This window comes from Nonomuraea sp. NPDC059023 (assembly GCF_042740095.1).
GTDB lineage: Bacteria > Actinomycetota > Actinomycetes > Streptosporangiales > Streptosporangiaceae > Nonomuraea.
In genome coordinates this window covers 204,687-230,313 of sequence record NZ_JBHYIO010000015.1, presented here as the reverse complement: position 1 = coordinate 230,313, position 25,627 = coordinate 204,687, and the positions used below count along the sequence as shown (strand labels likewise).

The window sequence follows — 25,627 nt, the reverse complement described above, 5'->3', positions numbered from 1 at the left end:
GCAGGTTGGTCGCGTGCTTCTTTTGAGTGGATCGTGCCTGTGTGGTGATCTTCGGGGGTTTTCGCGGGCCGTTACCTTGGAACGGTCCTGCCCGGTATTACGGGGGCCCACCAGCGGCGAGTAATCACGGCAGCCAGTACGGCCCCTGCCGTGTTGACCAAGACGTCGTCGGTGGCTGAGTCGCGGCCCAGTCGCAGGCCGTACTGGAGGGACTCGACGGTCATGGAGGCCAGTGCCGCGATGAGGGCGATGCGTGCCAGAGAGGTGAAGCGCGCCGAGCGGACCGGGAGCAGTCCCCCCAGGGCGGCGAATACCAGTAGATTCCCGCCAACCTGCACGAATGCCGTCTCCCACGGCCCGGCGGCAAGGTCGATCAAGACCTGGAAGGGGACGAGTTCGACCGTGTTCCGGCGGCCGGAGGGGGTGAGGATCATCCAGATCCAGGGCGCGGTGCCGATGACGATCCCGACGTCGGCGACCGCGCTGCGGAGGGGCGCGGGGTGCGCGCGGCGGGCGCGGCCGCGGGTGAGATGGAAGATCGCCAGCGCCGCCGCCGGAACGGTCAGAAACGTCGCGATGATGACATTTCCCCACATGGTGAAGATCTCTGTCACGGCTTCATCGTGGGGTACGGGGAAGTGGCGTACCAGACAGGGTGTGTGGGGGCCGTGTGCAGCTTTCGTGCACGCCTATTACGGACGGACCGGAATGTGGTTCCCGAGGAAGTCGACGGCCACCCGCCACAGGTCCGCCGCGGCCTCCTCGTGGTAGAAATCCGGGGCCTCATGGTTGTGGAATGCGTGTCCGGCCCGCTCGTCCACGTACACCCGGACGTTGGGGCGGCCCGCCGCCGCCCGCTCCACCTCGGCCACCCGCTCGCGGGGGATGTAGGGGTCCTTGCCGCCGAAGGCCAGCAGCAGGGGAGCGTCGATACGCTCCATGAGGGCGAGGGTGTCGGGCACCTGCGAGCCGTAGAACGACAGCACCGCGTCCATGTGCTCGTCGGCGGCCAGCGCGAAGTTCAGCGAACCGCCCAGGCAGATGCCGAGCGAGCCGACGCCGCCCGTGACCTCGGGCAGCGCGCGCAGGTGCGCCAGCGTCGTGCCGCTGTCGGCCACCCCCTGGGCGCCGTCGAACTGGCTCGCGACCTCGATCGAGGCCTGGAGCCCCGCCATGTCGTGGGCGCCCTGCCAGTTGCGCCGCACCCGCCAGAACAGGTCGGGGGCGGCCACGACGTAGCCGAGCGCGGCCAGGTCCTCGGCGACCTTCCTGATGTACGGCCCGACGCCCCAGACCTCCTGCAGCAACAGGATGCCCGGCCCGCGGCCGGAGTCCGGCAGCCAGACGTGGACGTCGAAGGAGCCGTCATGGGCGTTCACCTGATCGATACGCGTCTGCATGACAGGCAGCGTAATTGGCATGGATCGCCCGCAGGGGAGACGATGACGAGAGCCCACCATCAGGCTGGAGTGATTCAGATGCACGATGAATGGTCGGAAGCGGTCGACGTGCGTACCCAGGCGGCCGACCGGCTGCTGGACGCGGCCACGTCGGGCAAGCCGTGCCCGCCGGTCCGCGACCTGGTCGGGTCGGTACGGGACGGCTACGCCGTACAGGAGATCAACACGCGGCGCGCGCTCCAGGAGGGGCGCAGGCTCGTCGGCCGCAAGGTCGGCATGACCAACGCGGAGGTCCGCGGCAGGTTCGGCATCGGCGAGCCGGACTTCGGGATGTTGTTCCAGGACCGCTGCCACCTCGACGGGCAGCCGATCCCGATCGGCGACTTCCTGCAGCCGCGGGTCGAGGGCGAGGTGGCGTTCGTGCTGAAGGAGGATCTGGAGGGCGGGCCGTTCACCACCGCCGAGGTGATCAGGGCGGTGGACTTCGCGCTGGCCGCCATCGAGGTGGCCGACTCCCGGATCGAGGGCTGGGACATCACCCCGGCCGACACGATCGCCGACAACGCCTCCAGCGGCGCCTTCGTCCTGGGCTCCGATCCCCGGGATCTGCGCGGGCTCGACCTGCGTACGGCGGCCATGACGATGACGCGCAACGGCGAGCAGGTGTCGTCGGGGTCGGGGGCGCAGGTCGTGGAGCACCCGCTCAACGCGCTGGTCTGGCTGGCGGGCGCGACGGGGCGCTCGGCGTTCCCGCTGCGCGCGGGCGACGTGGTGCTGACCGGGACGCTGGGGCCGTTCGTGGAGGCCGTCAGCGGGGACGCCTTCGAGGTGCGGATCGACGGACTCGGCTCCGTGCGGGCCGTGTTCGGGTAGGGATAGCGCTCTTCCCTTCTGCCGCCGCACGCGCGAGGATCTCGGAAACGCAAGCGGCAGCGGGAGCCTCCGATGAGATTTGCCTTGCTCGCTCTGGCCGTTGCGCTGGCCGCCGGGTGCGGTGGCGCGGCCACTCAGCAGGCGGCCGACGACTCCGTGGTGAAGGTCGGCGCGATCATCTCGCAGACCGGCGTGTACGCGGCGCTCGGCGACGACATGGAGACCGCCATGCGCCTCTACCTGGACGAGCACGGCGGCGAACTCGGCGGGAAGACGGCCCGGCTGGTGGTCGCCGACGACGCCGGCACCCCGGAGACCGGCCAGCAGAAGGCCAGGCAGCTCACCCTGCAGGACCAGGTGAACGTGATCACCGGGCTGATCGCCTCCCCGGTCGCGGTGGCCGTGGCCAAGGAGGCCGCCGCCCAGAAGACTCCCGTGGTCATCGCCAACGCCGGCGCCGACGCGCTGGGCGGTCCCGGCGTCTTCCGCGTCTCCTACACCAACTACATGCACGGGTACGCGGCCGGCCGCTACGCCGCCGAGTCGTACGGCAAGGACGGCGCCGTCCTCATGGGCGCCGACTACTCCGCCGGCACCGAGACGCTGAAGGGCTTCGCCGAGGGCTACGCGAAGGGCGGCGGCGCCAAGCCGCTGAAGCAGATCCTCACCCCGTTCGGCAAGACCCAGAACTTCCAGCCGTACCTCAGCCAGATCCCCACCGAGGCGAAGTTCCTCTACGTCTTCTACGCCGGCGGCGAGGCCATCACGTTCGCCAAGAACTTCAAGCAGTTCGGCTACGACACGAAGCTCAAGCTCCTGACCTGCCAGAACATCACCGACGAAGACGTACTGCAGGCGATCGGAGCCGACGCGGAAGGCATCACCAGCGTCGGCCTGTACTCGCCCGCCCTCGACAACCCGGACAACCAGGCCTTCACCGCCAAGTGGAAGGCGAAGACCGGCAAGAACCCGTCGGTGGTCGCGCTGCAGAGCTGGGACGCCATGAGCCTCATCGACCAGGCCGCCGGCCGGGGCGGCGACCTCGCCCAGGCCCTGGGCCAGGTGGGGGAGATCGCCAGCCCGCGCGGCCCGTTCACGCTGGACGCCAAGCACAACCCCGTCCAGAACTGGTACGTCCGCGAGTACTCCGGCGGCGTGAACAAGGTGATCGCCACCATCGCGCCGGAGGCCTCGTGAGCCTGCTCGTCAACGCGTTCGACGGGCTGGCGTTCGGGGCGCTGCTGTTCGTGCTCGCGGTCGGGCTGACGCTGATCTACGGAATGCTCGACGTGCTCAACCTGGCCCACGGCGCGCTCTACATGGCCGGCGGCTACGTCGCCTTCCTGCTGCTCGGCGGCGCCTCGGTCGGGCTCGGGATGTGGGCGGGCGCCGCGCTGCTCGTGGCCGCGCTCGGCGTGGGGCTGGGCGGCGTCCTGTCGGCGGCGATCCTGCCGCTGCGCGGGCGCGGCCATCTGGACCAGGCCCTGCTCACACTGGGGCTGGCGATCCTGCTGTCGGAGTTTCTGCTCGGCGTGGTGGACCGGGGATTCCACACCCTTCCGCCACCAGACGGGCTGGACGGCAGCGTCCTCGGCAGCTATCCGGCCTACCGGGTGGCGGTGATCGCGGCCGGTCTGGTCATCGGCGGGATCGTGTACTGGATCTTCGAGCGGACCAGGGCGGGGGCGCTGGTCAGGGCCGCCGTGGACGATCCCGGGATGCTCGCGGCGATCGGCGTGGACGTCGCGCGGGTCCGATTATCGGTCATGCTGGCCGGCTGCGGGCTGGCCACGTTCGCCGGCGTGCTGGGGCTGCCGCTGCTCAACCTGCGGGCCGGGCTGGACAGCGAGGTGCTCGTGCTGGCGCTGATCGTCATCGTGATCGGCGGTCTCGCCTCCGTCCGCGGGGCGGTGGTGGGGGCGCTGCTGGTCGGGCAGGTGCAGACCGTCGGGGTGGCGCTGGTGCCGGAACTGGCGGCGTACCTGCTGTTCGCGGTCATGGCGGCGGTACTCCTGTGGAACCCGTCGGGGATGTTCGGGCGGGCCAGGTGAGGGCGGTCCTGGCCATCGCCGTGCTGGCCGCCATGCCGTTCGTCCTGGGGGCCTACCAGCTCAGCCTGCTCACCGGCGGGCTGGCCTACGGGCTGATGGCCGCGAGCCTCGCCCTCCTCGTCGGGCACGCGGGGCTGCCGTCGCTGGGTCACGCGGCCTTCCTGGGGGTGGGCGCGTACGCCGCGGGGCTGACGGCCAAGCATCTCAGCGAGTCCGCCGTGGTGCAGCTGGGTGCGGCGGTGCTGGCGGGGGTGGTGTTCGCGCTGGTCACTGGATGGTTCGCGGTGCGTACCCGGGGGTTCTTCTTCCTGATGTTCACGCTGGCGATCGGGGAGATCGCGGTCCAGGCGGCCACGCGGGCCGGCCGGGTCACGGGCGGGGACAACGGTCTGGCCGGCATTCCGGTCAGCACGTTGTTCGGGCTGGAGACGGCCATGCCGTACGTCGTGGTCTTCTACTGGTGGGCACTGGCGGTGGTCGCGGCCGGGTTCGCGGTGCTGGCGGTGGTGCGGCGCGGGCCGCTCGGCGCGGCCATCGCGGGCACGCGCGAGAACGAGGCGCGGATGGCCGCGTTCGGCTATTCGGTCCCTGGGGTACGGCTGGCCTCCGTCACCGTGGCCGGAGCGGTGTGCGCGGCGGGCGGCGCGCTGGTGGCGCAGAAGGACACCTTCGTGGCCCCGACCCACCTGGGCGTGGGCGTCTCCGTGCTGCTGCTGGTCATGGTGCTGCTCGGCGGGCGCGACTCGCTGGCCGGGCCCGCGCTGGCCGCGGCCGGCCTGATCGCGCTGCGCGAGGCCACATCCGGCGCGCTGGGCGACAAGTGGCTGCTGGTCGAGGGGGCGTTGTTCGTGTTGTGTGTCTACCTGCTGCCCGAGGGGCTCGCCGGGCTGTGGAGGAAACGTGCTCGTGCTGCGTGAGCTGACCGTGCGTTTCGGCGCGCTGGCCGCCGTGGACCGGGTCTCCCTGTCCGTCGAGGAGGGTGAACGGCGGGCGCTCATCGGGCCCAACGGCGCGGGGAAGTCGACGGTGTTCGCGGCGGTCGCCGGGGCGCTGCGGCCGTCGGCGGGGCGGATCGAGTTCGCCGGGCGGGATGTGACCAAGCTCTCCGAGCCGCGCCGGGCCAGGCTCGGGATCGGGCGGACCTTCCAGCACAGCAGCCTGTTCACCGGGCTGACGTGCCTGGAGAACGTGACGCTCGCCGTACGGGCGAGGCAGGGGTTGAGACTGCGGGCGTGGCTGCCGCGCGGGCGGCGCGCGGAGATCGAGCGGGAGGCGGCCGGGCACCTGGCGGCGATGGGCGTCGAGCCGGGCGGGCCGGCCGGGGCGCTCTCGCACGGTCAGGGGCGGCGGCTGGAACTGGCGATGGCGCTGGCCGCGCGGCCCAGGCTCCTGCTGCTCGACGAGCCGGCGGCGGGCATGTCGGCCGCCGAGAGCGCCGAGCTGGCCTCGCTGGTGCGAACGTTGCCTCCGGAACTGACCGTGATGATCGTGGAGCACGACCTCGACCTGGTCTTCGCCGTCGCCTCACGGGTGACCGCGCTGGCGGCGGGCCAGGTGATCGCCGACGGCACGCCCGCGCAGGTGCGGGCCTCGCGCGAGGTCCAGAAGGCCTATCTGGGGACATGATGCTGACCGTCCAGGACCTCACCGCCGGTTACGGCACCGCCCAGGTGCTGCACGGCGCCGATCTCACCCTCGGCGAGGGCCGGGCCGTGGCCGTGCTCGGGCGCAACGGGGCCGGCAAGACCACGTTCATACACGCGCTGATGGGCCTGGTCAGGCCGTGGGCCGGGTCGATCAGCCTGGCCGGGCGCGAACTGTCCGGCCTGGACACGCGGCGCATCGCCCGCTCGGGCGTGCGGATCGTGCCGCAGGGGCGCCGGGTGTTCCGCTCGCTCACGGTGGAGGAGACGCTGGCGATCTCCCGCGCCCCCGGTGACTGGACGGTCGAGCGCGTTTACCAGATCTTCCCCGCCCTGGCCGCGCGCCGCCGCCACCGCGGCGACCAGCTCTCCGGGGGCGAGCAGGAGATGCTGGCCATCGGGCGCGCACTGCTCGGCAACCCGCGGCTGCTGCTGCTCGACGAGCCGTCGGAGGGCCTGGCGCCCCGGCTGGTCGAGGAGCTCGGCGTCGTGCTGGCGGGGCTGCGCGAGACGGGGATCTCGGTGGTGCTGGTCGAACAGAACCTCCGGCTGGCGCTGGAGGTCGCCGACGAGGTCAGATGCATGGTGAAGGGCCGGTTCGTGTACGCGGCGGCGGCCGGGGAGTTCGCCGGTGACGACGCGGCGATCGCCGAGTACCTGGGGGTGGGATCGTGAGGGCGCGGTTCCTCTTGCGGACGCGTCCGTCGGCGGCCATGTTGGGGGCCGGGTCGTGAGGATCGATCGCGTCGCCTAAGATTAGGTCCGCCCACAAGGCATATTTGTGTTCACCCGCGTTCTCGTGCGGCCTGCGCACCAGCGGGTTGGCGGGAGCGCGCCCCCAGTGCTCCCGGGAGACCCCCGCCATGCTGCTGACCTTCTCGGTCACCGCCCTGATCATGATCATGATCCCCGGGCCCGACGCCGCGCTCATCATGCGCAGCTCGCTCGCGCACGGCCGCACCGCCGGGCTCCTCACCATGACCGGTGGGCTGCTCGGACTCGGAGTGCACGCCGTCGCCGCCGCGATCGGGCTGTCGGCCCTGCTTGCCGCCTCGCCTGCCGCTTTCTCCGTGTTGCGGTGGCTGGGGGTGGCGTACCTGTTCTGGCTGGGCGTGCAGGGGCTCCGGGCCCGTGCCGTCGTCGCGCCGATCGCCGAGCCCGCCACTGGCACGGGGCTGCGGCATGTGCGCAACGGGTTTCTGTCGAACCTGCTCAACCCCAAGGTGCTGCTGTTCTTCGTGACGTTCCTGCCGCAGTTCATGGAGGGGGCGGCGCCAATGCTGCTGTCGGCGATCTTCGCGGCCCTCTATGCGTTGTGGTTCAGCTTCTACAACGTGGTCGTGGACAGGGTGGGTGCGTTGTTGCGGCGGCCGAAGGTGCGTGCGCGGGTGGAGCGGGTGACGGGGGTGCTGCTGGTCGGGTTCGCGCTCCGGCTGGCCGTTCAATAGCCATTCGCGCTTCTACGGCTGGCCGTCCCATGGCGTTGCGTGCTGTTACGGCTGGCCGTCTGATTCGTGCTGTGACGGCTGGCTGTCCAAGAGCTTGATGGCCCGTTTCGGGGCGATCGCCCGGTAGCTCTCCTCGACCCAGTCGAGCAGGATCTCGGTTTCGGGCAGCTCGCTCATGAACGGGATTGTGACCCAGCCGGCCTTGCCCAGGCCGTAGCCGCTGGGCTCGGCGCCTTCGACGGTGAGCGCGTGGCCGTGGGTCTCCGACAGCAGCTTCACACCGAAGGTCGGGTCCCACTTCTCGGTCGGCTCGTCCATGCCGAGGAAGAGGAAGACCTTCTTGTTGACCTTGATGACCGATTCGCCCCATGGATGGTCTTCATGAGTCTCCGGCAGCCCGAGGGCGAAATTTCGTAGCTCGTCTCTGATGTCGTGCCAGTCGCGCATATGGTAACGCTATCCCGGTGACGCTCGACGAACTCATGGACCTTCTCACCCGCTGCGAAGACGCCTGGGACAGCCCCGACCGTACCGGCGACCCGGTGGCGCTGCTCGACCACGGCCTGCAGGTCGCGGCCGTGGTGCGCGAGTGGCATCCCGACGACCTCGAACTGCAGGTCGCCGGGCTCGTCCACGACATCGGCCACCTGCTGTACCCGGGCGACGAGGCGGGACACGCGAGCGCCGGCGCCGACGCGGTCCGGCCGCTGCTGGGCGACCGGGTGGCGGGCCTCGTGGAGCTGCACGTGCCGGCCAAGCGCTACCTGGCGACTGTGGAGCCGTCGCGCCGCCTGTCCCCGGAGTCCGCCCGTACCCTGGAACTGCAGGGCGGGCTGATGTCCGACGCGGAGGTGGCCGCCTTCGAGGCCCACCCGTACGGCATGGCCGCCGTCACCCTCCGCCGAGCCGACGACCTGGGCAAGGTGATCGGCCTGACCCGGCCGCCCCTGGAAGAACTCGGCACGTGGCGCCCCATCATCGAACACCTCACCCGCCCGCTTCCGGCCTGACCCCCGACCGGAGACCGCGCGCCGTCGCGTTGCGCTCCCGGTTCGGAGAGCACCTGTTGGCCGTGGCTGTTCAGGTCTCGCGCGTAAGGGCGTACGTCGGGATGCGTAACCCAAGGCCGTTGTGCGGATCTGGGATTCGGGCCGCAGTGCTTGTGGACATGGCCAGTGCCGGGCCTGGCGACGCCCCGATCAAGACGAGGTGATGGCGAGTGAATCGTGGGGATGTTTGCGATGATGAAGGGGCTCATTCAGGCGGATGGAGGTGAAGTGGGTGTCCTACAGTCCGAAGCTGGCGGCGGCGTTGTCGGGTGCCACGCTTCGCCAGCTCGCGCACTGGCGTAAGGCCGGCTCCGGCCGTGGGGCCGTGCTGGTGCCGGAGATCTCGCCGGTGCGCCCGGTGCTGTACTCGTTTCGAGACCTGGTCGCGTTGCGCACCTGTGTGAAGCTGCGCAACGACGCGTCCCTGCAGAAGATTCGCCAAGCCTTGGACACACTCCGCGACGACCTGCGACAGCGCGAGCATCTATCGGCTTATCAACTGGTGACCGACGGTTCGACGATCTACTTGGTCGAGCAGGGTCAGGCCACCGATCTGGTGCACCGCAGGGCCAATGTCGTCATCCATGACATGGTCGAGGTGCTGCGGCCGTTCTACCGCGATGGACGGCATATCCCGGACCTGCTGCGTCCCAGGGAGCACGTCACCGTCGACCCGGCGGTCCGTGGTGGTATGCCGGTGATCGAAGGGACTCGCGTGCCGTACGACGAGATCGCGGCACTGTTGCGGGACGGTGTCCCGGCCGAGCGGATCGCGGACTACTACCCGAGCGTGTCCGCCACCGCGGCGATGGACGCCGCTGACTTCGCCGCCTACGTCGACAGCTACGACCCCCCTCAGGAGCGGCGTGAGGCTGCTGCTGGATGAGAACGTCCCCCGCCCCCTGCATCAGGTCCTGACCAGCTTCGTGCTGAACCACGACATCGTCCATCTACTGGATCTTCCTGGCTGGTCGGGTACGCGCGACGAGACCTTGTATCCGCGGGCCGCGGCCGAGGGGTTCCACGTCGTTCTCACCAACGACGGCCGTCAGATGCAGCGACCGCGGGAAGTGGCCGCGATCGCAGCCTCTGGCCTGCACCGGATCGAATACCCGCACAAGCATCCCGGGCTGGTAGGGATGGGCGTCGCCATCGCTACGGTAGCCGCGGGGTTGCCGAGTGCGCTGGCGTTGCTGGAAGAGGCAGACGGGCCACGCTTGATCACTTTGAAGGGCGTCGATCCCACGGCGGCCAGCCGCTTGCGGGTGACCGATCCTGCGGTGAATCTGCCCAAGTTCTGGCCTACGTCTCCCTAGCGCGGGCTGGATCGCCAGGATTCCGCGATCGCGGGCTGGGCTCTTACCTCGTGAGGCCTCTGAGCGAGTGCTCACGTCCGGACTTCGGCCGTGGAGGGCCTGTGGGCTGTCGCCGCGATCTGCTGGGCCGGGTGGTGGGCACGCGGTGTCGCGGGCTCGGCTTGGCCTGTGGTTCCCGGCTTCGGGTTTGCGGTGTGGTGCACCGGCCTCGGTCTCGTCCTGTGGCCGCTAGCTCGGTTTGGCTGTGGGGTTCGGGCCTTGACTTGGTGGTGTCGATGCGGCCGGCCTCTGGCGGGGGCGTTTGGTCATGTGGTAGTTCCCGTACGCCGCTGGTCGTGCCTGGGCTTGCCCCCTGGGTGGGCGCGCGAGCGGAGCGAGCTCCTTTGTGCGGGGTGGGTGTCAGCTGGCCAACACTCCAGCTGGGTAACGGGTGGGCCGGAAGGGCGTCTGAGCGGAGCGAAGTCCTTCAGAGGTCGGGCCCCGGCCCGACTGGAGGCACGCGGGAGCGGAGCGACCACCTTGCTTTCAGGGGCGGTATTCGGCCAGTTTGGCGGCTATCTTGTCGCGGATGCGGTCGCGGGCTTCCTTGCGGGGGACGCCGGACATGAGCAGGTGGTCGTAGTCGGTGTCCAGGTGGCGGATTGAGGCGACCACCGCCAACGTGATCGCGGTTTCGTCCAGCGCTCTTGCGGCTGCTGTACGGCCCACTCTGCCGCTGCCTCGTTGTCCGGCGTGTTCGGCGATTTCACGGGTTCGTTCAGGTGGGCAGCCGGGGAAGAGGCGGGCTATCTCGGTGGCCATCCGGGTCTGGTAGTCGATGTCCTGCTCTGCTCGTCTTGTCCGGTCTCGGTCGCGGCGGCGTAGCCGTACCTCCTCGTCGGCCAGGCAGGACTCTTCGGCCAGCGCCAGTGCGGACTCCTCCACCAGTACGCCCACGCGCTGGTAGATCTTGCGTCTGCGGTTGTATTCGACCACTACGGCGGACAGGCCGCTCTCCTTCTTGGCTCGGCGGCTCAGTGTGGCGTTGCCGGCTGGTAGCAGGATCAGGTGGTCCAAATCCGTGCAGGTCAGGCAGTGTGGGCGGTCCTCTTCCATGATCAGGAAGTCGCCGGTGTCGCCGCATTCGGCGCAGGTCCAGGCTTCTACCGGCTTCACCGCCACCAGGTCGGGGGCTTTGGACTGGCGGTCGGTGATCTGTTTGACCCGGGCTTCGCTCAGGTCGGGTGAGAGCCAGTGGGTCCTGTAGGGCTCCTGGTCGCCGTCTCTGGTGAAGCGCAGGTCGCGGCGGTCGCGGCTGCTGGACACGTACGGCGCCGCCACCGGCCGCAGCCCCTTGCCCAGCGCCCATTCTCGCAGGTGGGCGGCGGCGTCCAGCAGCCGGTCGTCGTCCACGGCGGCAAGGTCGGCCAGCGTGGCGGCCCGGCCCTGGCGCCAGGTGTCGACGTGCCGCGTGTGCAGCCAGCGCAGGCCGGTGACGACGTCGACGAAGGTCACGTATTTGCGGTGGGTCAGCGCGATCTCGGCCGCTTCCGCCACCCGCCGCGCGAGGTTGGGCCTGCTCACCCACCCAGCATGCCGCATCCTGAGAGGGCATCGGCCGTGTGGTTTTGGGGGTAGATGCCAATCCCTTGGAGTGATCGCGGCAAAGAAGCGAAGTGTGCGACTGATCTGTTTTGCCGCAATCCTGCTCGCCGCCTCGTGCGGGCTCGCCACCTCCTGTGGGTTCGCCGCCTCGTGCGGGCTCGTGACCTCCTGCGGGCTCGCCACCGCCACGCCGAGCGTGTCCGGCGCCTTCGGCACCAAGCCGGTCATCAGCCTGCCCACCGGGCGCCCGGACCGGGAGCCGCGGGTCACCGTGCTCTGGGAGGGCGGCGGGCGGGTGACGCAGAAGGGGGACGTGGTGGTCACCGATGTCGAGGTACGCCGGTGGGAGGGCAACAAGCCGTACATGAACACCTATGACACCCGCCAGCCCGCCACCGTGGTGCTCGGCGGCGGGCAGGTGCCGGACGCCTGGCACGAGGCGCTGGCCGGGCACGCGGCGGGCAGCCGCGTGATGCTGGTCGGCCCGGCGGGCGACGGGGCTCCGGCGGGCGTCGGCCCGGGGGAGACGCTGGTGGCGGTGTTCGACATCCTCGGCGGCTACCCGGCCGACGCCCGCCTGCTCGGGGAGGGGCTACCCGAGCTCCCCGCGGACCTCCGGGCGCCGGGACCCTCGCGCACGCTCATCGACGGCTCCGGCCCGGTGGTCGAGGCGGGAGCCAAGGTCGTGGTGCAGTACGTCGGCGCCAGGTGGCCCGCGCGCACGGTCTTCGACTCCTCTGTCCGGCGCGGCGGCCCGCGCGGCTTCACGCTCGTACCCGGGGCGGTGCCGCCCGGCTGGGTCGAGGCGCTGACGGGTAAGGCCGTCGGGAGCCGCGTGGCCGTCATCGTCCCGGCCGTCAAGGGCTTCACGACCACCGGCGGCATCGGCGTTCCGGGCGGTGGACCGCTCCTTTACGTCGTGGACGTCATCGACACCTTCTGATGGGTCTGGACAACAGGTGGTGCGGGCTGCGCAATCTTGACCGGTGAGCCGCACTTTCAACCTGGCCGACCTGTTCGAGAGCGTGGCGCGGGCGGTGCCCGGCCGGACGGCGCTGGTCGCGGGCGAGCGCCGCCTCACCTACCGCGAGCTGGACGAACGCGCCACCAGGTTCGCCTGCCACCTCAGCGGGATGCGGGTCGGGCGGGGCGACAGGGTCGGCATCCTCGCGCGCAACAGAGCCGAGTGGAAGGAGAGCGAACTCGCCTGCTTCAAGCTGCGAGCGGTGCCGGTGAACCTCGACCACCGCTGCCGCGAGGACGACCTCACCCACGTGCTGCGCGACTCCGGGTGCGCCGCTCTGGTGGGCGAGGCGGGTCTGCTGCGGCGGGTGCCGTGGTTCACGAACACGATCGCGTACGGCCCGCCGTACGAGCGGGCGGTGGCCCTTCCCCGGAGCATGCCGGAACCCCGGGAGCGCTCCGGCGACGATCACTACCTGATCTACACCGCCGGTACGACCGGTCGCCCGAAGGGCGTGCTCTGGCGGCACGAGGACGTGTTCTTCGCCGCGATGGGATCGTTCGTGAGCGAGCCGGTCGCCTCGCCGGAGCAGGTCGCCGAGAACGCCGCGGCCGGGGCGGGGCTGCGGATGCTGGTCTGCGCGCCGCTCGCCCAGGCCGCCGGGCAGTGGCTCGGCTGGACCTGTCACACCACGGGCGGCACGCTCATCCTGTGGACCGGGCACGGCTTCGACCCTCGCGCGGTCGTCCGGCTGGCCGACGCGGAGCGGGCCCAGGTCATGGTGCTGACCGGCGACGCGATGGCCAGGCCGCTGCTGGCGGCGGTGCGGCCGGGGGAGCTGGCCGGGCTCATGGCGGTGGTGACGGGCGCGGCGGCCATGTCGGGGCGGACCAAGGCGGGGTTGCGGGCGGCGGTTCCCGGTCTCGCGGCGATCGTGGACGCGCTGGGCGCCGCCGAGTCCGGTCTGGCCTGCCAGGCGATGGGCGCCGGGTTCGGGCTGGCGGACGGCGCGGCCGTACTTGCTGATGGTCTTGAGCCCGCCGCTCCCGGCGAGGAGGGTGTGCTGGGCAGGACCGGGCGGGTCGCGCGCGGCTACTGGAACGGCGCGGACTTCCCGTGCGACGCCCAGGGCCGCAGGTGGGCGGTGCCCGGCGACCTGGCCAGGGTCGAGGAGGACGGGAGCGTCACCCTGCTCGGGCGCGCGGCCAACGTGATCAGTACCGGCGGCGGGAGGGTGCGCGCCGAGGAGGTGGAGGCGGTGGTGCGGGCGCATCCGGCGGTGTACGACGCGGTGGTGGTCGGCGGTCCCGGGCAGCGGGTGACGGCGGTCGTGGCGCCCGTCGCGGCGCTGTCGCTGGAGGAGCTGGCCGCGCACTGCGCGGGGAGGCTGGCCGCGCACGCGGTGCCGGGGGCGTTGCGGCTGGTCAGCGAGATCCACCGGGGTCCGGCCGGACAGCCCGACTACGTGTGGGCCAGGTCAGTGGCCCACACGCAGGGTTTCTAGCCGCAGTGTTCGAACGGGCTCGTGTAGGTGGAGCTGCCTGCGGAACCTCCCCACTTGACGCACTTGTCCGGTGCGGCCGCTCTGACCGGTCCGGCGTAGTAGGAGAAGTTGCCGGAGTCGGTGGTCCTCGGGCTGCCCTGGACTTCAAGGAAGGCGCTGGTCGCGGTGGCCGTACCCAGCGAGGTGTGCTTGATCGTGACCACGCAGTTGTTGCCGTTGGCCGGGTTGTAGAGCAGGTAGACCGTGCCCGCGCTGCCGAGCGCCTGCGAGTCGATGATCTTGTAGCCGGTGCCGCAGACCGACTCGGGCGTGTGCGGGTTGCCGCTGCCGCCGGTCACGTAGCTCATGAACTTGTTCCAGTCCCAGTTCGGGCCCGGGTCGGTATGGTCGTTGCCGGGCACCTCGACGTGGCCCACGATGTTCGCGCGGGTCTTCGGGATGCCGTGGCGGTCGGCGATGTTGCGGGTCAGCGCCGCGGACGCGCGGTACATCTGGTCGGTGAACCACGAGGCGTCGCTGATGTAGCCCTCGTGCTCGATGCCGACGCTGTTGGTGTTGGCGCCCTTGACGTGCCAGGCGACGTCCTTCTCGCGCACCATCTGCGTGATCTGCCCGTCGGACGAGCGAACCACGTAGTGGGAGGAGACCTTGGCCGCCGGGTTCTTGAACCAGGAGATCGTCCCGGCGTAGGAGCCCTGCGCGACGTGGATGACGATTTTGTTGATCGCCGCGCTGGACGGGCGGTTGGCGACCGTGTAGTTGGAGGAACTGGCCGCCGACCACAGCGCGCCGGGGTAGTCGACCGCCGCGGCGGCGAACGGCGTGTAGTCCTCGCCGCGCTCCGGCTGCACGGCCTGCGGCTTGACGCGCACGCCCTTGGCCTCGAAACCGCTGGACAGCGCCTCGTAGACGGCGTCGGCGTAGATGTTGGCGGTGCTCTTCGCGCCGCCGTAGGCGCCGATCGCCGCGTACCACCGCGCCGGGTCCTTGCGCGCGCTCGCGTCCATGCCGAGCGCGTCCGCCTTGGCCCGCAGTACGGCGGCGCCGCCGAGCACGTTCGCCGCGTCGTCGGTCCTGAGCCGGTCGGCCGGGGTGGAGGTGAGCTCGGCCGCCTCCTCAAGAGCCTTCGGAACCAGGTGCATCAGGCCGTATCCGCCGCTGGCGCTCGGCTCGCCCCGGTGGCCGTCGAGGTGGGTTTCTGCGTAGGCCAGCGCGGCAAGGAGGTCGCGCGGGACGTCGTAGCCGCTGGCCGCCTTGTCGAAGGCGTCGGCGAGCGGGCTGGATTCAGCGGAGGCCGTCGCGGCCTGCTGGCCGGACATCACGAGAAGTCCGGCCAGCAAGAGAATTCTCAGTTTCATGATCCACAGTGCTCGAAGGGGGAGTCGTACGTGGCTGTCCCGGCCTTGCCGCCCCACTTGACGCACTTGCCGGGGGCCGCTGCCCTGACCGGGCCCGCGTAGTAGCTGAAGTTGCCCGAATCGGTTATCCGGGCGCTTCCTTGGACTTCCAGGTACGCCGTCACCGGGGAGGCGGTGCCGAGCGAGGTCTTCTTCAGCGTGACCACGCAGTTGTAGCCGTTGGAGTTGTTGTAGAGCAGGTAGACGGTGCCGCTGGAGCCGAGGGCCGCCGAGTCGACGACGCCGTAGCCGGCCCCGCAGACCTGCTCGGGGGTGTACGGGTTGCTGGACCCGCCGCAGTTCCTGGAGGTCAGCGTCTGGACCGGGTAGCCGAAGGTGGTTCCGTTGAAGACGGCCTTGCGGATGTTGCCCGGGTAGCCTTCGCCCTGCCGTACCTCGTAGTGCAGGTGGGCGCTGATGTTGTTGCCCGGCTTGCTGGTCTTGCCCACGGTGCCGATCTGCTGGCCCTGGGAGACGGCCTGGCCCGCGCTGACCGAGCGGACGTTCAGGTGGGCGTAGTAGGTGGTCCAGCCGCTCCCATGGTCGATCTTGACCAGGTTGCCGTAACCGTTGGTGGAGCCCTGGTGCGCCGAGATCACCACGGTGCCCGACGCGGCGGCGACCACCGGGTCGCCGAGGTCGGCGTCGGCACTGCCGCCGCGGTTGAAATCGATCTCCCACGACTGGTGCGCGCTGCTCGCGCTGGAGTTGCCCGTCCAGCTCTGTCCACAGGGGAACGGCAGCTGGAAGTTGGTGGCAAGGATCTCCGCTTCCGCGGAGAACGGCTCTGGGTCGGCCGACGCGGCTGACCCCGTGGTCAGCATCGCGCCGAGGCTGAGTAAGAGGGTGACGCCTGCGACCACTGCTCCTCTGAGCTTCATGGTGATCCTCTCGGGGGGTTCTGGGATCTCTGAGACCAGGGTGTGCATAAGCCGCACAAGAAACGTCCAGAACAGATACAAAGGGCTGTCAGGTCTCCATAAAGGAGCGGATGCGGTCATGTCGGTCACTTTTCATGTGCTCGGACCGTTGGAAGTCAGGTCCGCCGGCGACCCCGTGCGGGTCTCCGGCAAGAAACCCCGCATGCTGCTCGCCACCCTCCTGCTGAACGCGGGACACGTGGTGGGCGCCGACCAACTTGTCGAGATCCTCTGGCCGGAGCGGCCGCCGCGCTCGGCCCAGGCCAACATCCGTACCTACGTCAGCTCCTTACGCACCGACCTCGGCGGCGGCCACCTGCGCGGCGACGGCAGCGGCTACGCCATCGACGTGCCCGGCGGCGCGCTCGACCTGCTCGTGTTCGAGGACCTGGTGACCCGCGGCGACTACGCCGGCGCGCTCGCGCTCTGGCGCGGCGCGCCGCTGGCCGACCTGCCCGGCAGCCCGCTCTGGGACCGCCGGCTCGAACCCCTTCTGGAGGTACGGCTGCGCGCCGCCGAGAACCTGATCGCCCACCACCTGGAAGGCGGCGACCAGGCCGGCGCCATCGCCCTGCTGAGAAGCCTGATCGCCGAACACCCCTACCGCGAGGACCTGTGGCAGCAACTCCTGCTGACCCTGCACCGCAGCGGCAGGAAGGCCGAGGCGCTCAAGGCGTACGGCCTCATCCGGGCCCAGCTCGTCGACGAACTCGGCGTCGAACCCGGGGCCGACCTGCGCCGGGCCTACGAGACGATCCTCGCCGACGAGGGCGCGCCGGTCGTGCCCAGGCAACTGCCGCCCGACCTGCCGGACTTCACCGGGCGGGCCGAGGCGCTCGCGACGCTGGCGGCGTCGTTCGGGGTGGCGATCGTGTCGGGGCCGCCGGGGGCGGGCAAGACGGCGCTGGCCGTACATGCCGGGCACGCGCTGCGGGAACGCTACCCCGCCGGGCAGCTCTACCTGGACCTGGCCGGAAGGGAACCCGGCGAACTGCTCGCCGAGGCGCTGCGGGCGCTGGGGGTGGACACGCCGCCGCCCACGGTGCACGAGCGGTCGGCGCTGCTGCGTACGGTGCTGGCCGAGCGGCCGATGCTCATCCTGCTCGACGACGCAGACGGCGCGGACCAGATCCGGCCACTGCTGCCCGGCAACGGCTGCGCGGTGATCGTCACCAGCCGCAGGAAGATCACCGAGCTGCCCGGCGCACTCCAGCTCGACCTGGGCGAGCTGCCGCCCGCCGACGCGCTGCGCCTGCTCGGCCGGATCGCCGGCGTCGACCGGGTGGCCAGGGAACCGCAGTCCGCGCGGGCGATCGTGGCCGCCTGCGGCGGGCTGCCGCTGGCCGTGCGCAGCGCGGGTGCCCGGCTGGCCGCCCGGCCGGGGTGGTCGCTGGCCGTACTGAAGGAAAGGCTCGAAGAGGACCTGCTCGGCGAGCTCAAGGAGGTACGCGCCAGCCTCGACCGCAGCTACGCGGCGCTGCCCGACGAGGCGGCGCGCACGCTCGGCACGCTCGGCCTGCTCGGCGGCCAGGCGCAGCCCGGCTGGGTGGTCGGCGCCGTGCTCGACCGCCCGCGCGCCGACGACGTGACCGACCTGCTCGTCGACGCCAACCTGCTCAGGCTCGTCGGCACCGACCCCGTGGGCCAGCCGCGCTACGTGGTGCCCGGCCTCATCGGCGCCCACGCGCTCGAACGGCATGCCGACCCCGAAGCCCTCGGCCGCGTACTGGCGGCATGGACGGCCACCACCGAGCACGCCATGACCCGCCTGCCCACCGTCGTCTTCAGCCTCACCTCCGACCGGGCGCCGCGCTGGCAGCTGCCCGCCCGCACGCTCGACCGGCTGACCGCCGACCCCACCGGCTGGTTCGAGGCCGAGCACGACACCCTGGTCGGCGCCGTGCGCGTGGCCGCCGAGGCCGGACTCGCGGCGTCGGCGTGGGGGCTGGCCGCCGCGATGGTCCCCTACTTCGACCTGCACTGCCACTTCGACGCCTGGTCCCGCACGCACGCGCTCGCCCTCGCCGCCGCACGCTCCTCAGGCGACAGGTACGGCGAGGCCGCCATGCTCAGAGGCCTGGCCCAGGTCAGCCTCTACCAGGACAGATACGAGGAGTCGGCGGGCCAGTTCAGCCGCGCCCGCCGCATCTTCCGCGAACTCGGCGACACCAGGGCCGAGGCCACCACGCTGTGCGGCCTCGGCGCCGTCCGGCAGTTCCGGGGCGACGTGGCCAAGGCGCTCGGTCACTACCGGCGGGCGCTGGCCATGTTTCTCGCCGCGGGCGACCAGAACGGCGAGGCCTTCGTCCGCCAGGCCATCGGCCGCCTCTGCCTCAGGAACGGCGACCTGGCCCAGGCGGGCAAATGGCTCAAACAGGCCATGCGGCTGGCCCAGGAACTCGGCGACTCCCACCGGGAAGGCTGCGTGAGCCTGCAGATCGGCCGGCTCCAGCAGGCCGTCTCCTTCCACCGGCACGCCCTCGACATCTTCGAATCGCTCGGCGACCGGCACTGCGGCGCCTACGCCATGCAGAGCCTCGCCGGGCTCCAGGTGGCACGCGGCGAGTGGGCGCCGGCCTCCGCCGGACTCGAACGTTCCCTGGAGGTCTTCCAGGAACTCGGCGACCGCAGCGGCGAGGCGCAGACCACCGAGATGCTCGGCGAACTGCACCGCTCGGCCGGACGCACCCTTCTCGCCAACGACTACCTGGAGCACGCGAGCACGCTGCGCCGCAGCCTCTAGTTGAGGTCGGCGCGCAGAATGCTGTACAGAACCCCGTCCTGCCAATGGCCGGCCCGGAAGCCGATACCCCGCAGGACACCCTCCTTCGTGAACCCGGCCTTCTCCAGCGCCCGCTGCTCGGCCAGGTTGGACAGCTCGGTGGCGGCCTGGATCCTGTTCACCGTCGAGTGGTCGAACAGGTATCTGACCAGCAGCCGCTGGGCGAGCGTCCCGTAACCCCGGCCGCGGAACTCGGGGGCGACGATGAGCCCCATCTCGTAGCAGAAGGAGACCCTGCTGGTCATCTGCTTGTGCCACGACAGGAAGCCGAGCCGGTCGTCGTCTCTCGTGATGATCAGATAACCGCCCTCGTCGGTGAGGAAGCCGTTCTCCTCCCAGCGCCGGCGGTGGTGGTGCGGGTCGTGCCAGCCGTACCACTGGTGGGCCCCCGAGCCCTCTTGGTCGTTGGTCAGGTGATTGAGGAAGGGTAGGTCGTCTTCGCGCACAGGACGCAGTGAAACATCCATGATCAAGACAGTACGCGGCGGAAGAGGCGCCTGAGACGGGATTCCTGACGAATGCCCTCCAGGGACGCCAGGCTGTCCGCGGCGGTGGGCCGCCTGGCAGGGGCGTCGTCGAGCATCCTGGTCACGACCTCGGGAACATCCTTGGCGTCCGTGTCCTCCGTGTTTTCCGGCAGGCCGCCGGTCAGGAGCTGGTAGGCGATCACGCCCGCGGCGTACACGTCCGAGGCCGGGGTCATGCGGTCCGGGCCCTCCTGGCACTCCGGGGCCACGTAGTGCATGTCGAGGACGTTGCCGAGTTCGTGGGCGACGGTGAAGTTGCGGGCGCCCGGCTTGGCGTAGTCGAAGCCCGTCAGCACCGCGTGGCCCTCGTCAGTCACCAGCACGCTGGCCGGGGTGAGGGCGCGGTGGATGACGCCGTTGGCATGGGCGTGGGCCAGGCCGCGCAGCATGTCCTGGACGACGGTCAGGCGGGCGCTCTGCCGTACGTGCAGGGCCTGGCCGTGCACGTCGTCCAGGACCAGGACGAAGCGGCTCTCGTCGTCGATGGCGAAGAAGTCGCGGGAACGCACCACGTTCGGGTGGGGCGGGATGCGGGTCAGAGACTGGTAGGCGTTGGCTATGCGCTGGCGTTCGGCGACCCGGCTGGGCTGGTCGGCCAGGGGGTCGGCCTGGTAGACGCGGAGCAGGACGGTCTCGCTGCCCGGCAGGGTGGCGTTGAAGGCCCGGTATTCGGTCACCTTGGCGTCGCCGCCCAGTTGTTCCTCCACCTCCCAGTTGCCGAACCTCGGCGGGGCGGTGCTGCGCCGTACGGACTGGTGGAGGGCGTCCAGGATCGCGGTCACATAGGGGCGTACGTCGGGACTGCCGCCGCGGCGCACCCGCGTCACGTCGGCCAGCGTGGGGATCAGGGCGTCGAGGTCGGCGACGTTCACGGCGTCGCGGCCGGACGGGTCGGACAGCTCGGCGTCGGGGGAGGTCAGGACCACGAGGCTGTCGACGTAGACGCGCTCAAGCCTGCGGTGGGCGTCGACCAGCAGGCCCTTCAGCGCCCTGGCCGTGCCCCTGAGCTTGGTGACCGGCGAGCCGACCGCGCCGCCGCGCTGCGGGAACCACCGTCCGCCCGAGACCTCGATCCGGCCCCGCGTGCCCTTGACGTCCACCACCACGAGGGAGTGGGGCGTGAGGACGATCAGGTCCACCTCGAACAGGTCGTCGCCTCGGGGGACCTCGACGTTGTGCAGCAGGAGCCAATCTTGGGGAGCGTGGTCGCGCAGGTGGGCGATCACCCTTCGCTCGGCGTCGTTGACCGGAATGCCTCCGCCGACGATCTCTGCCATAGAGGCCATCCTCGCACGCCCCCCACCCACCCCCTGCCCGTCTCCGGATCCCGCTCTCGCCCCGAGGACCCCGTGCCGCCCGTGTCCGAGCTCCGCTCTCCTGGAGCCTGCGTGGCCCGAGGCGTTCCGTGTCTCCGCGGCGCTCTCCCCGGGGGTTGGAGCACTCTTCAGGTCCAGAGGGTTGTGGAGGTTGCGGGAGATGGAGAGTTGACAGCATGCTGTCGTCATGACAGAATACTGTCATGACGAAAACAGTTCACCACGCCGTGTACGACACCCTCGCCGACTGGGAGACCGGGCACGCCACCGCCCACCTCCGCAACGGTGCCTGGCACCGCGAGCCCGGCGGGTTCGAGATCGTCGTGGTCGGCGAGACCCTCGACCCGGTCGTCACCTCCGGCGGCATGCGGATCGTGCCCGACATCACGCTCGACCAGCTCTCTCCCCAGGACAGCGAGCTGCTGATCCTTCCCGGCGCCGACACCTGGGTGAGCGGGGAGCTCGACGCGTTCGGGCGTAAGGCCAGGGAGTTCGTGGAGGCGGGCGTCCCGGTCGCGGGGATCTGCGGTGCGACCGTGGGGCTGGCCAGGCAGGGGCTGCTCGACGGGCGCGCGCACACCAGCAACGTGCTGGAGTTCCTGACGATGACGGTGCCCGGGTACAAGGGCGCGGAGCTCTACGTCGAGGCGGACGCCGTAACCGCGGACAACGTCATCACGGCGGGTGCGACCGAGCCCGAGGCGTTCGCCCGCGAGATCTTCGCCCGGCTCGGTGTCTACGAGCCGGAGGTGCTGGACGCGTGGTTCCGGCTGTTCAAGAACAGTGACGCCTCGGCCTTCGCGGCGCTTGAGGCCGCCGGGCAGTCGTGAGCGAAGAGGCGGATCTGCTGTCCGGGAGCGCGATCACCTCGTTCCGGCTCAACGGCCAGTTCCTCGCGATCGCCGAGGAACTGGCCCGCCCGGCCGGGCTCACCGCCGCCTGGTGGCAGGTGCTGGGCGCGGTGCTGCGCGAGCCGTTGCCGGTGGCGGGCATCGCGCGCGTCATGGGGATCACCCGGCAGAGCGTGCAGCGGATCGCGGACCTGCTGGTGGAGAAGGGGCTGGCCGAGTACCTGCCGAACCCGGCGCACCGCCGGGCGAAGCTCCTCCGGCCCACCCCTGAGGGCTTCGCCGCCGTGGAGCGGATCGGCCCGGACCACCAGAAGATGGCCGAACGGATCGCCGACGCGGTGGGCGACGACTGGCCCGCCTGCCTGGCAGCCATGGAACGGCTCTCGCAAGCCCTCGACACCCTCACCGACCAGCAACGCTAACCACCCTCAACGCCCGCCATGGCTCCGGCCGAGGCGGGCTTGGGGGGTGTGGTGAGGCCGTCTCCATCAAGTGATTGACTGAGGGAAATGTCCGGAATATGGTGACGGGGTGCATCCCCAGGAGAACATCGTCAAGGTGGCCACGCAGCTGTTCGCGGCGCTCGGCTACGACGGCACCTCCACCCGCCAGATCGCCGACGCGGCCGGGCTCAACATCGCCACCGTCAACTACCACGTGGGCGGCAAGCGCGAGCTCTACCTCACCGTGATGGAACGCGCCCACACCGCCGAGCGCGCCACGCTGGAAGCGTCGCTGGCCCGGATGTCAGGGGCCGATCCGGTCGATGCCATCCACCGTCTCATCGACGACTATCTCGACTTCTGCCTTGAGCACCCCGAGGTGCCCGCGCTGTGGATGCACCGCTGGCTGTCCGACGCGAGTGACCTCACCGACCTGGAACGCCAGTACGTACGCCCGCTCGTCGACGCCGTCACCCGCGCCCTGGAACCCGCCGTCGCCGCCGGTGTGATCGACCCGGTCGTGGACGTCGAGATGGCCATGTGGTCGGTCATCTGGTGCGTGCACGGGTTCGCCAAGGGCGGGATCCTGGACGCCGACGGCAACCGCAGGGGCGCGGGCGACGTGGCCGCGTCCCGCCGCTTCCGCACCCATCTGCACCAGACCGTCCACCGCGCCCTCGCCCTCCCCGGCACCCTGCCGTGACCCCGCCGCCCAACAACGGCACCCAAGAGCCACCAACCGAAGGCCCACAAGAGCCACCAGCTGACAGCCCACAAGAGCCGCCCAACGACGGCACACAGCAGGTGCCCAACGACGGCACGCAGCGCAGACTCGGCCGGGGCAGGTTGTTCGGGTATGGGGTCGGGTCTGTCGGGACCGGGGTGTTCTCGGCGGTGCCCGGTCTCCTGTTGCTCTACTACCTCACCGACGTCCTCGCCGTCCCGGCCGCCATCGCGGGCGCCGTGCTGGTCGCGCCCAAGATCTGGGACGTCCTGCTCAACCCCTTGGTCGGCGCCGCGAGCGACCGCGAGGCCGTACGCACCGGCCGCAGGACCAGGCTGCTGCTGGCCGGCGCGGTGGCGCTGCCGGTGGCCTTCGCCCTGATGTTCGCGGTACCGGCAGGCGGCACGGGGTTCGCCGTGGCCTGGGCCGGAGGAGCGTTCCTGCTGGCCGCCACGGCGTTCGCGTGTTTCCAGGTGCCCTATGTCGCGCTGCCCGCCGAGATGGCCGGGGGCCGGCGCGGACGGACCAGGATCATGTCGTGGCGGGTGGTCTGCCTGACGGCGGGCATCCTGGTGGCTGGCGGGCTGGCCCCGGCGGTGGTGGATCTGGCGGGCGGCGGCAGGGCCGGGTACGCGGTCATGGGGGTCGCGGTCGGTGCGGTCATGGCGGCGGCCCTGGTCGGGGCCACTCTGGGCACCCGCTGGGTCACGTCGCGGCCCGGCCCGCACCAGCTCGGCCCGGTCGCCGCGTTCCGCATGGCTCGGGGGAACCGGCCGTTCTTCGCGCTGCTGGCCGCCTTCGTGACGCAGGCTCTCGGGGTCGCGGTGATGCTGGCCGGCGCCCCGTACGTGGCCGCGCACCGGCTGGGCGACTACAGCCTGACGTCGCTGATGTTCGTCTGCCTGGTCGGGCCGAGCCTGCTGGCGGTGCCCGCCTGGTCCCGGCTGGCCCGCGCGTACGGGCACGTGCGATGCTACCTCGCCGCCACGCTGGGTTTCGGGCTGGCCGCGCTCGGGCTGGTCCCGGCGATCGCCGCACGCTCGCTGGCCGCCACCCTGGCGCTGACCGCCGTGGCCGGGGTCTGCTACGCCGCGTTGCAACTGCTGCCGCTCTCGCTCCTGCCCGACACCGTCCACGCCGACACCGCCCGCACCGGCCAGGCGCAGGCGGGCGCGTTCACCGGCCTGTGGACGGCGGGGGAGACGGCGGGGCTGGCGCTCGGGCCGGGCCTGTTCGCCGCCGTGCTCGCCCTGTCGGGCTTCACGTCGGCCACTGCCACACAAGCCGGGCAGACAGCGCAGGCGCTCACCGGCATGCTGCTCGGCTTCACCGCGCTCCCGGCCGCGCTCATGCTGCTCAGCCTTCCCCTCATCACCTGGTACGGCCGGCTGGCCGTACCCCATGCAGAAGCCCAGAAGGAGACCGTGTGAGCACCGCCGAGGAGTTGCTGGCCGAGATCGCCGCGCTGAAGCGGCACGACCTGCCGGTACGCGGCGGCCAGGTGACCGCCTATGTGTACGACACGGGCCGGCCGGAGGTGCACGACGCCGCGGCCCGTGCCTACTTCGAGATGCTGGAGGTCAACACCCTCGACCCGACCGCCTTCCCCAGCGTGGTGGAGATGGAGAAGCAGGTCGTCGGCGAGGTGGCGGCGGTGCTCGGCGGCGGGCACGGGATCTTCACCAGCGGCGGCACCGAGTCGATCATGCTGGCGGTCAAGGCGGCGCGGGACGCGGCGGGACGGGCCGGGCCGAACATGGTGGTGCCGGTGACGGCGCATCCGGCCTTCCACAAGGCGGCGCACTACCTGGGCCTGGAGGTCAGGGCGGTGCCGGTGGACCTGGAGACGTTCAAGGTGGCGGCGGCGGCCGTACGGGAGAGGATCGACGGGGACACGGTGCTGGTGGTGGCGTCGGCGCCGTCGTATCCGCAGGGTGTGGTCGATCCGGTGGCGGAGGTCGCCGCGGTCGCGGCCGCGGCGGGGGTGCCGTGTCATGTGGACGCGTGCGTGGGCGGGTGGCTGCTGCCGTGGTTGCGGGAGGCGGGGGCGGAGGTGCCGCCGTTCGACCTGTCGGTGCCGGGGGTGACGTCGATCTCCTGCGACCTGCACAAGTTCGGCTACGCGCCCAAGGGCGCCTCGGTGGTGCTGTTCGCCGATCCGGCGATGCGCAGGAAGGCGTACTTCGCGTCGGCGGCCTGGCCGGGATACACGGTGATCAACGCGACCGTGCAGAGCTCGAAGTCGGCGGGGCCGCTGGGCGGCGCGTGGGCGACGTTGCGGATGCTGGGTCACGAGGGGTACCGGGAGCTGGGGCGGGACACGCTGGAGGCGGCGCGGCGGCTGCGTGAGGGGCTGGCGGCGATTCCGGGGCTGCGGGTGCTCGGGGACCCGGCCGGGTCGCTGATCGCGTTCACCTCATGCGAGATCGACGTCTTCGTGCTGGCCGACGAGGCGCGGGCGCGCGGGTGGTTCATCCAGCCGCAGCTGTCGTACGCCGGAATCCCCGCCAACCTGCACATCACGGTCACCGGCGCCACGCTCAAGGGCGTCGACGCGATGCTGCGGGTGATCGCCGATTCGGCGGAGGCGGCCAGGGAACGCGGACCGGCGCAGGTGCCGGACGGGCTGGTCGAGATGGTGGCGGAGCTGGATCTCGACGCGCTCGGCGACCGGGAGTTCGGCGACCTGGCGGCGGCGGTGGGGGTGGATCTCGGGGGCGGCGGCCAGCCGGGGATGGCCGTGGTCAACTCGATCCTGGACGCGCTGCCCGCGGCCAAGCGGGAGGAGATCCTGGTCAGGTTCCTGGCGGTCATCTACACCTGACACGATGGGCC

General features: G+C 71.0%; 26 protein-coding genes. 18 read left to right on the top strand and 8 right to left on the bottom strand.

Features of this window, described 5'->3' with window-relative positions; genetic code table 11:
• Nucleotides 1-71: 71 nt before the first annotated feature.
• Together ACFWYW_RS25950 and ACFWYW_RS25945 are read right to left on the bottom strand one after the other, a co-directional pair.
• Complete coding sequence (locus tag ACFWYW_RS25950) at nt 72-614, bottom strand: VanZ family protein (RefSeq protein WP_379611906.1); 543 nt, start codon at nt 612-614, stop codon at nt 72-74.
• Between the two features lie 78 nt (nt 615-692).
• Entirely contained in the window at nt 693-1,400 is a 708-nt protein-coding gene (locus tag ACFWYW_RS25945) for a dienelactone hydrolase family protein (protein WP_379611905.1), read from the bottom strand.
• 78 nt (nt 1,401-1,478) lie between these two features.
• Between ACFWYW_RS25945 and ACFWYW_RS25940 the strand changes: the two genes are divergently transcribed.
• From ACFWYW_RS25940 to ACFWYW_RS25910, 7 genes are all read left to right on the top strand, one after another.
• Nucleotides 1,479-2,273, top strand: coding sequence for a 2-keto-4-pentenoate hydratase (locus ACFWYW_RS25940; protein ID WP_379611904.1), 795 nt, complete (start codon nt 1,479-1,481; stop codon nt 2,271-2,273).
• Between the two features lie 72 nt (nt 2,274-2,345).
• The gene (locus tag ACFWYW_RS25935) at nt 2,346-3,470 is read left to right on the top strand and encodes an ABC transporter substrate-binding protein (RefSeq protein WP_379611903.1); all 1,125 of its coding nucleotides are present in this window, start codon (nt 2,346-2,348) and stop codon (nt 3,468-3,470) included.
• Entirely contained in the window at nt 3,467-4,324 is an 858-nt protein-coding gene (locus tag ACFWYW_RS25930; protein ID WP_379611902.1) for a branched-chain amino acid ABC transporter permease, read from the top strand. Before ACFWYW_RS25935 ends, ACFWYW_RS25930 begins: the two co-directional genes overlap by 4 nt.
• Entirely contained in the window at nt 4,321-5,241 is a 921-nt protein-coding gene (locus ACFWYW_RS25925; RefSeq protein ID WP_379611901.1) for a branched-chain amino acid ABC transporter permease, read from the top strand. Before ACFWYW_RS25930 ends, ACFWYW_RS25925 begins: the two co-directional genes overlap by 4 nt.
• The gene (locus ACFWYW_RS25920; protein WP_379611900.1) at nt 5,225-5,950 is read left to right on the top strand and encodes an ABC transporter ATP-binding protein; all 726 of its coding nucleotides are present in this window, start codon (nt 5,225-5,227) and stop codon (nt 5,948-5,950) included. The genes ACFWYW_RS25925 and ACFWYW_RS25920 overlap by 17 nt, the downstream gene beginning before the upstream one ends.
• Nucleotides 5,947-6,642 carry an ABC transporter ATP-binding protein gene (locus ACFWYW_RS25915; RefSeq protein ID WP_379611899.1) on the top strand — a complete coding sequence of 232 codons (696 nt, stop codon included), beginning with the start codon at nt 5,947-5,949 and terminating at the stop codon, nt 6,640-6,642. The genes ACFWYW_RS25920 and ACFWYW_RS25915 overlap by 4 nt, the downstream gene beginning before the upstream one ends.
• 188 nt (nt 6,643-6,830) lie before the next feature.
• Complete coding sequence (locus ACFWYW_RS25910) at nt 6,831-7,415, top strand: LysE family translocator (protein ID WP_379611897.1); 585 nt, start codon at nt 6,831-6,833, stop codon at nt 7,413-7,415.
• Between the two features lie 45 nt (nt 7,416-7,460).
• Here ACFWYW_RS25910 and ACFWYW_RS25905 read toward each other — a convergent pair whose 3' ends face one another.
• A complete protein-coding gene (locus tag ACFWYW_RS25905) occupies nt 7,461-7,862 on the bottom strand; it encodes an MmcQ/YjbR family DNA-binding protein (RefSeq protein ID WP_379611896.1) in 402 nt (133 codons plus the stop codon).
• Between the two features lie 17 nt (nt 7,863-7,879).
• On the opposite strand from ACFWYW_RS25905, the gene ACFWYW_RS25900 reads away from it, so the two are divergent.
• From ACFWYW_RS25900 to ACFWYW_RS25890, 3 genes are all read left to right on the top strand, one after another.
• The gene (locus ACFWYW_RS25900) at nt 7,880-8,425 is read left to right on the top strand and encodes an HD domain-containing protein (RefSeq protein ID WP_379611895.1); all 546 of its coding nucleotides are present in this window, start codon (nt 7,880-7,882) and stop codon (nt 8,423-8,425) included.
• 271 nt (nt 8,426-8,696) lie between these two features.
• Nucleotides 8,697-9,350 (top strand): DUF433 domain-containing protein, encoded by a 654-nt coding sequence (locus ACFWYW_RS25895; protein ID WP_379611893.1) that lies wholly within the window; start codon nt 8,697-8,699, stop codon nt 9,348-9,350.
• Entirely contained in the window at nt 9,331-9,780 is a 450-nt protein-coding gene (locus ACFWYW_RS25890; protein ID WP_379611892.1) for a hypothetical protein, read from the top strand. The genes ACFWYW_RS25895 and ACFWYW_RS25890 overlap by 20 nt, the downstream gene beginning before the upstream one ends.
• A gap of 525 nt (nt 9,781-10,305) precedes the next feature.
• On the opposite strand, the gene ACFWYW_RS25885 is transcribed toward ACFWYW_RS25890, so the two are convergent.
• Nucleotides 10,306-11,343 (bottom strand): DUF2293 domain-containing protein, encoded by a 1,038-nt coding sequence (locus ACFWYW_RS25885; protein ID WP_379611890.1) that lies wholly within the window; start codon nt 11,341-11,343, stop codon nt 10,306-10,308.
• A 94-nt stretch (nt 11,344-11,437) separates the two neighbouring features.
• Between ACFWYW_RS25885 and ACFWYW_RS25880 the strand changes: the two genes are divergently transcribed.
• Complete coding sequence (locus ACFWYW_RS25880) at nt 11,438-12,307, top strand: FKBP-type peptidyl-prolyl cis-trans isomerase (protein ID WP_379611889.1); 870 nt, start codon at nt 11,438-11,440, stop codon at nt 12,305-12,307.
• A 43-nt stretch (nt 12,308-12,350) separates the two neighbouring features.
• Entirely contained in the window at nt 12,351-13,832 is a 1,482-nt protein-coding gene (locus ACFWYW_RS25875; RefSeq protein ID WP_379611888.1) for an AMP-binding protein, read from the top strand.
• Here the strand turns inward: ACFWYW_RS25875 and ACFWYW_RS25870 are convergent.
• A complete protein-coding gene (locus ACFWYW_RS25870; RefSeq protein ID WP_379611887.1) occupies nt 13,829-15,190 on the bottom strand; it encodes an N-acetylmuramoyl-L-alanine amidase in 1,362 nt (453 codons plus the stop codon). The two genes, ACFWYW_RS25875 and ACFWYW_RS25870, sit on opposite strands and share 4 nt — an antisense overlap.
• Complete coding sequence (locus ACFWYW_RS25865; RefSeq protein ID WP_379611886.1) at nt 15,187-16,110, bottom strand: M23 family metallopeptidase; 924 nt, start codon at nt 16,108-16,110, stop codon at nt 15,187-15,189. The genes ACFWYW_RS25870 and ACFWYW_RS25865 overlap by 4 nt, the downstream gene beginning before the upstream one ends.
• 148 nt (nt 16,111-16,258) lie before the next feature.
• Between ACFWYW_RS25865 and ACFWYW_RS25860 the strand changes: the two genes are divergently transcribed.
• Complete coding sequence (locus ACFWYW_RS25860) at nt 16,259-18,892, top strand: BTAD domain-containing putative transcriptional regulator (protein ID WP_379611885.1); 2,634 nt, start codon at nt 16,259-16,261, stop codon at nt 18,890-18,892.
• Here ACFWYW_RS25860 and ACFWYW_RS25855 read toward each other — a convergent pair.
• Nucleotides 18,889-19,398, bottom strand: a complete 510-nt coding sequence (locus ACFWYW_RS25855) for a GNAT family N-acetyltransferase (protein ID WP_379611884.1) — start codon at nt 19,396-19,398, stop codon at nt 18,889-18,891. The two genes, ACFWYW_RS25860 and ACFWYW_RS25855, sit on opposite strands and share 4 nt — an antisense overlap.
• Before the next feature lie 2 nt (nt 19,399-19,400).
• Nucleotides 19,401-20,735 (bottom strand): NERD domain-containing protein kinase family protein, encoded by a 1,335-nt coding sequence (locus tag ACFWYW_RS25850; protein ID WP_379611883.1) that lies wholly within the window; start codon nt 20,733-20,735, stop codon nt 19,401-19,403.
• 242 nt (nt 20,736-20,977) lie between these two features.
• Between ACFWYW_RS25850 and ACFWYW_RS25845 the strand changes: the two genes are divergently transcribed.
• The 5 genes from ACFWYW_RS25845 (at nt 20,978) to ACFWYW_RS25825 (ending at nt 25,616) form a co-directional block, all read left to right on the top strand.
• Nucleotides 20,978-21,604, top strand: coding sequence for a type 1 glutamine amidotransferase family protein (locus tag ACFWYW_RS25845; RefSeq protein WP_379611882.1), 627 nt, complete (start codon nt 20,978-20,980; stop codon nt 21,602-21,604).
• Nucleotides 21,601-22,047, top strand: coding sequence for a MarR family winged helix-turn-helix transcriptional regulator (locus ACFWYW_RS25840; RefSeq protein WP_379611881.1), 447 nt, complete (start codon nt 21,601-21,603; stop codon nt 22,045-22,047). The genes ACFWYW_RS25845 and ACFWYW_RS25840 overlap by 4 nt, the downstream gene beginning before the upstream one ends.
• 109 nt (nt 22,048-22,156) lie before the next feature.
• Nucleotides 22,157-22,771, top strand: coding sequence for a TetR/AcrR family transcriptional regulator (locus ACFWYW_RS25835; RefSeq protein ID WP_379611879.1), 615 nt, complete (start codon nt 22,157-22,159; stop codon nt 22,769-22,771).
• Nucleotides 22,772-22,962: 191 nt separating this feature from the next.
• A complete protein-coding gene (locus tag ACFWYW_RS25830; RefSeq protein WP_379611878.1) occupies nt 22,963-24,222 on the top strand; it encodes an MFS transporter in 1,260 nt (419 codons plus the stop codon).
• Nucleotides 24,219-25,616 carry a pyridoxal phosphate-dependent decarboxylase family protein gene (locus tag ACFWYW_RS25825; protein ID WP_379611877.1) on the top strand — a complete coding sequence of 466 codons (1,398 nt, stop codon included), beginning with the start codon at nt 24,219-24,221 and terminating at the stop codon, nt 25,614-25,616. Before ACFWYW_RS25830 ends, ACFWYW_RS25825 begins: the two co-directional genes overlap by 4 nt.
• Nucleotides 25,617-25,627: the final 11 nt, after the last annotated feature.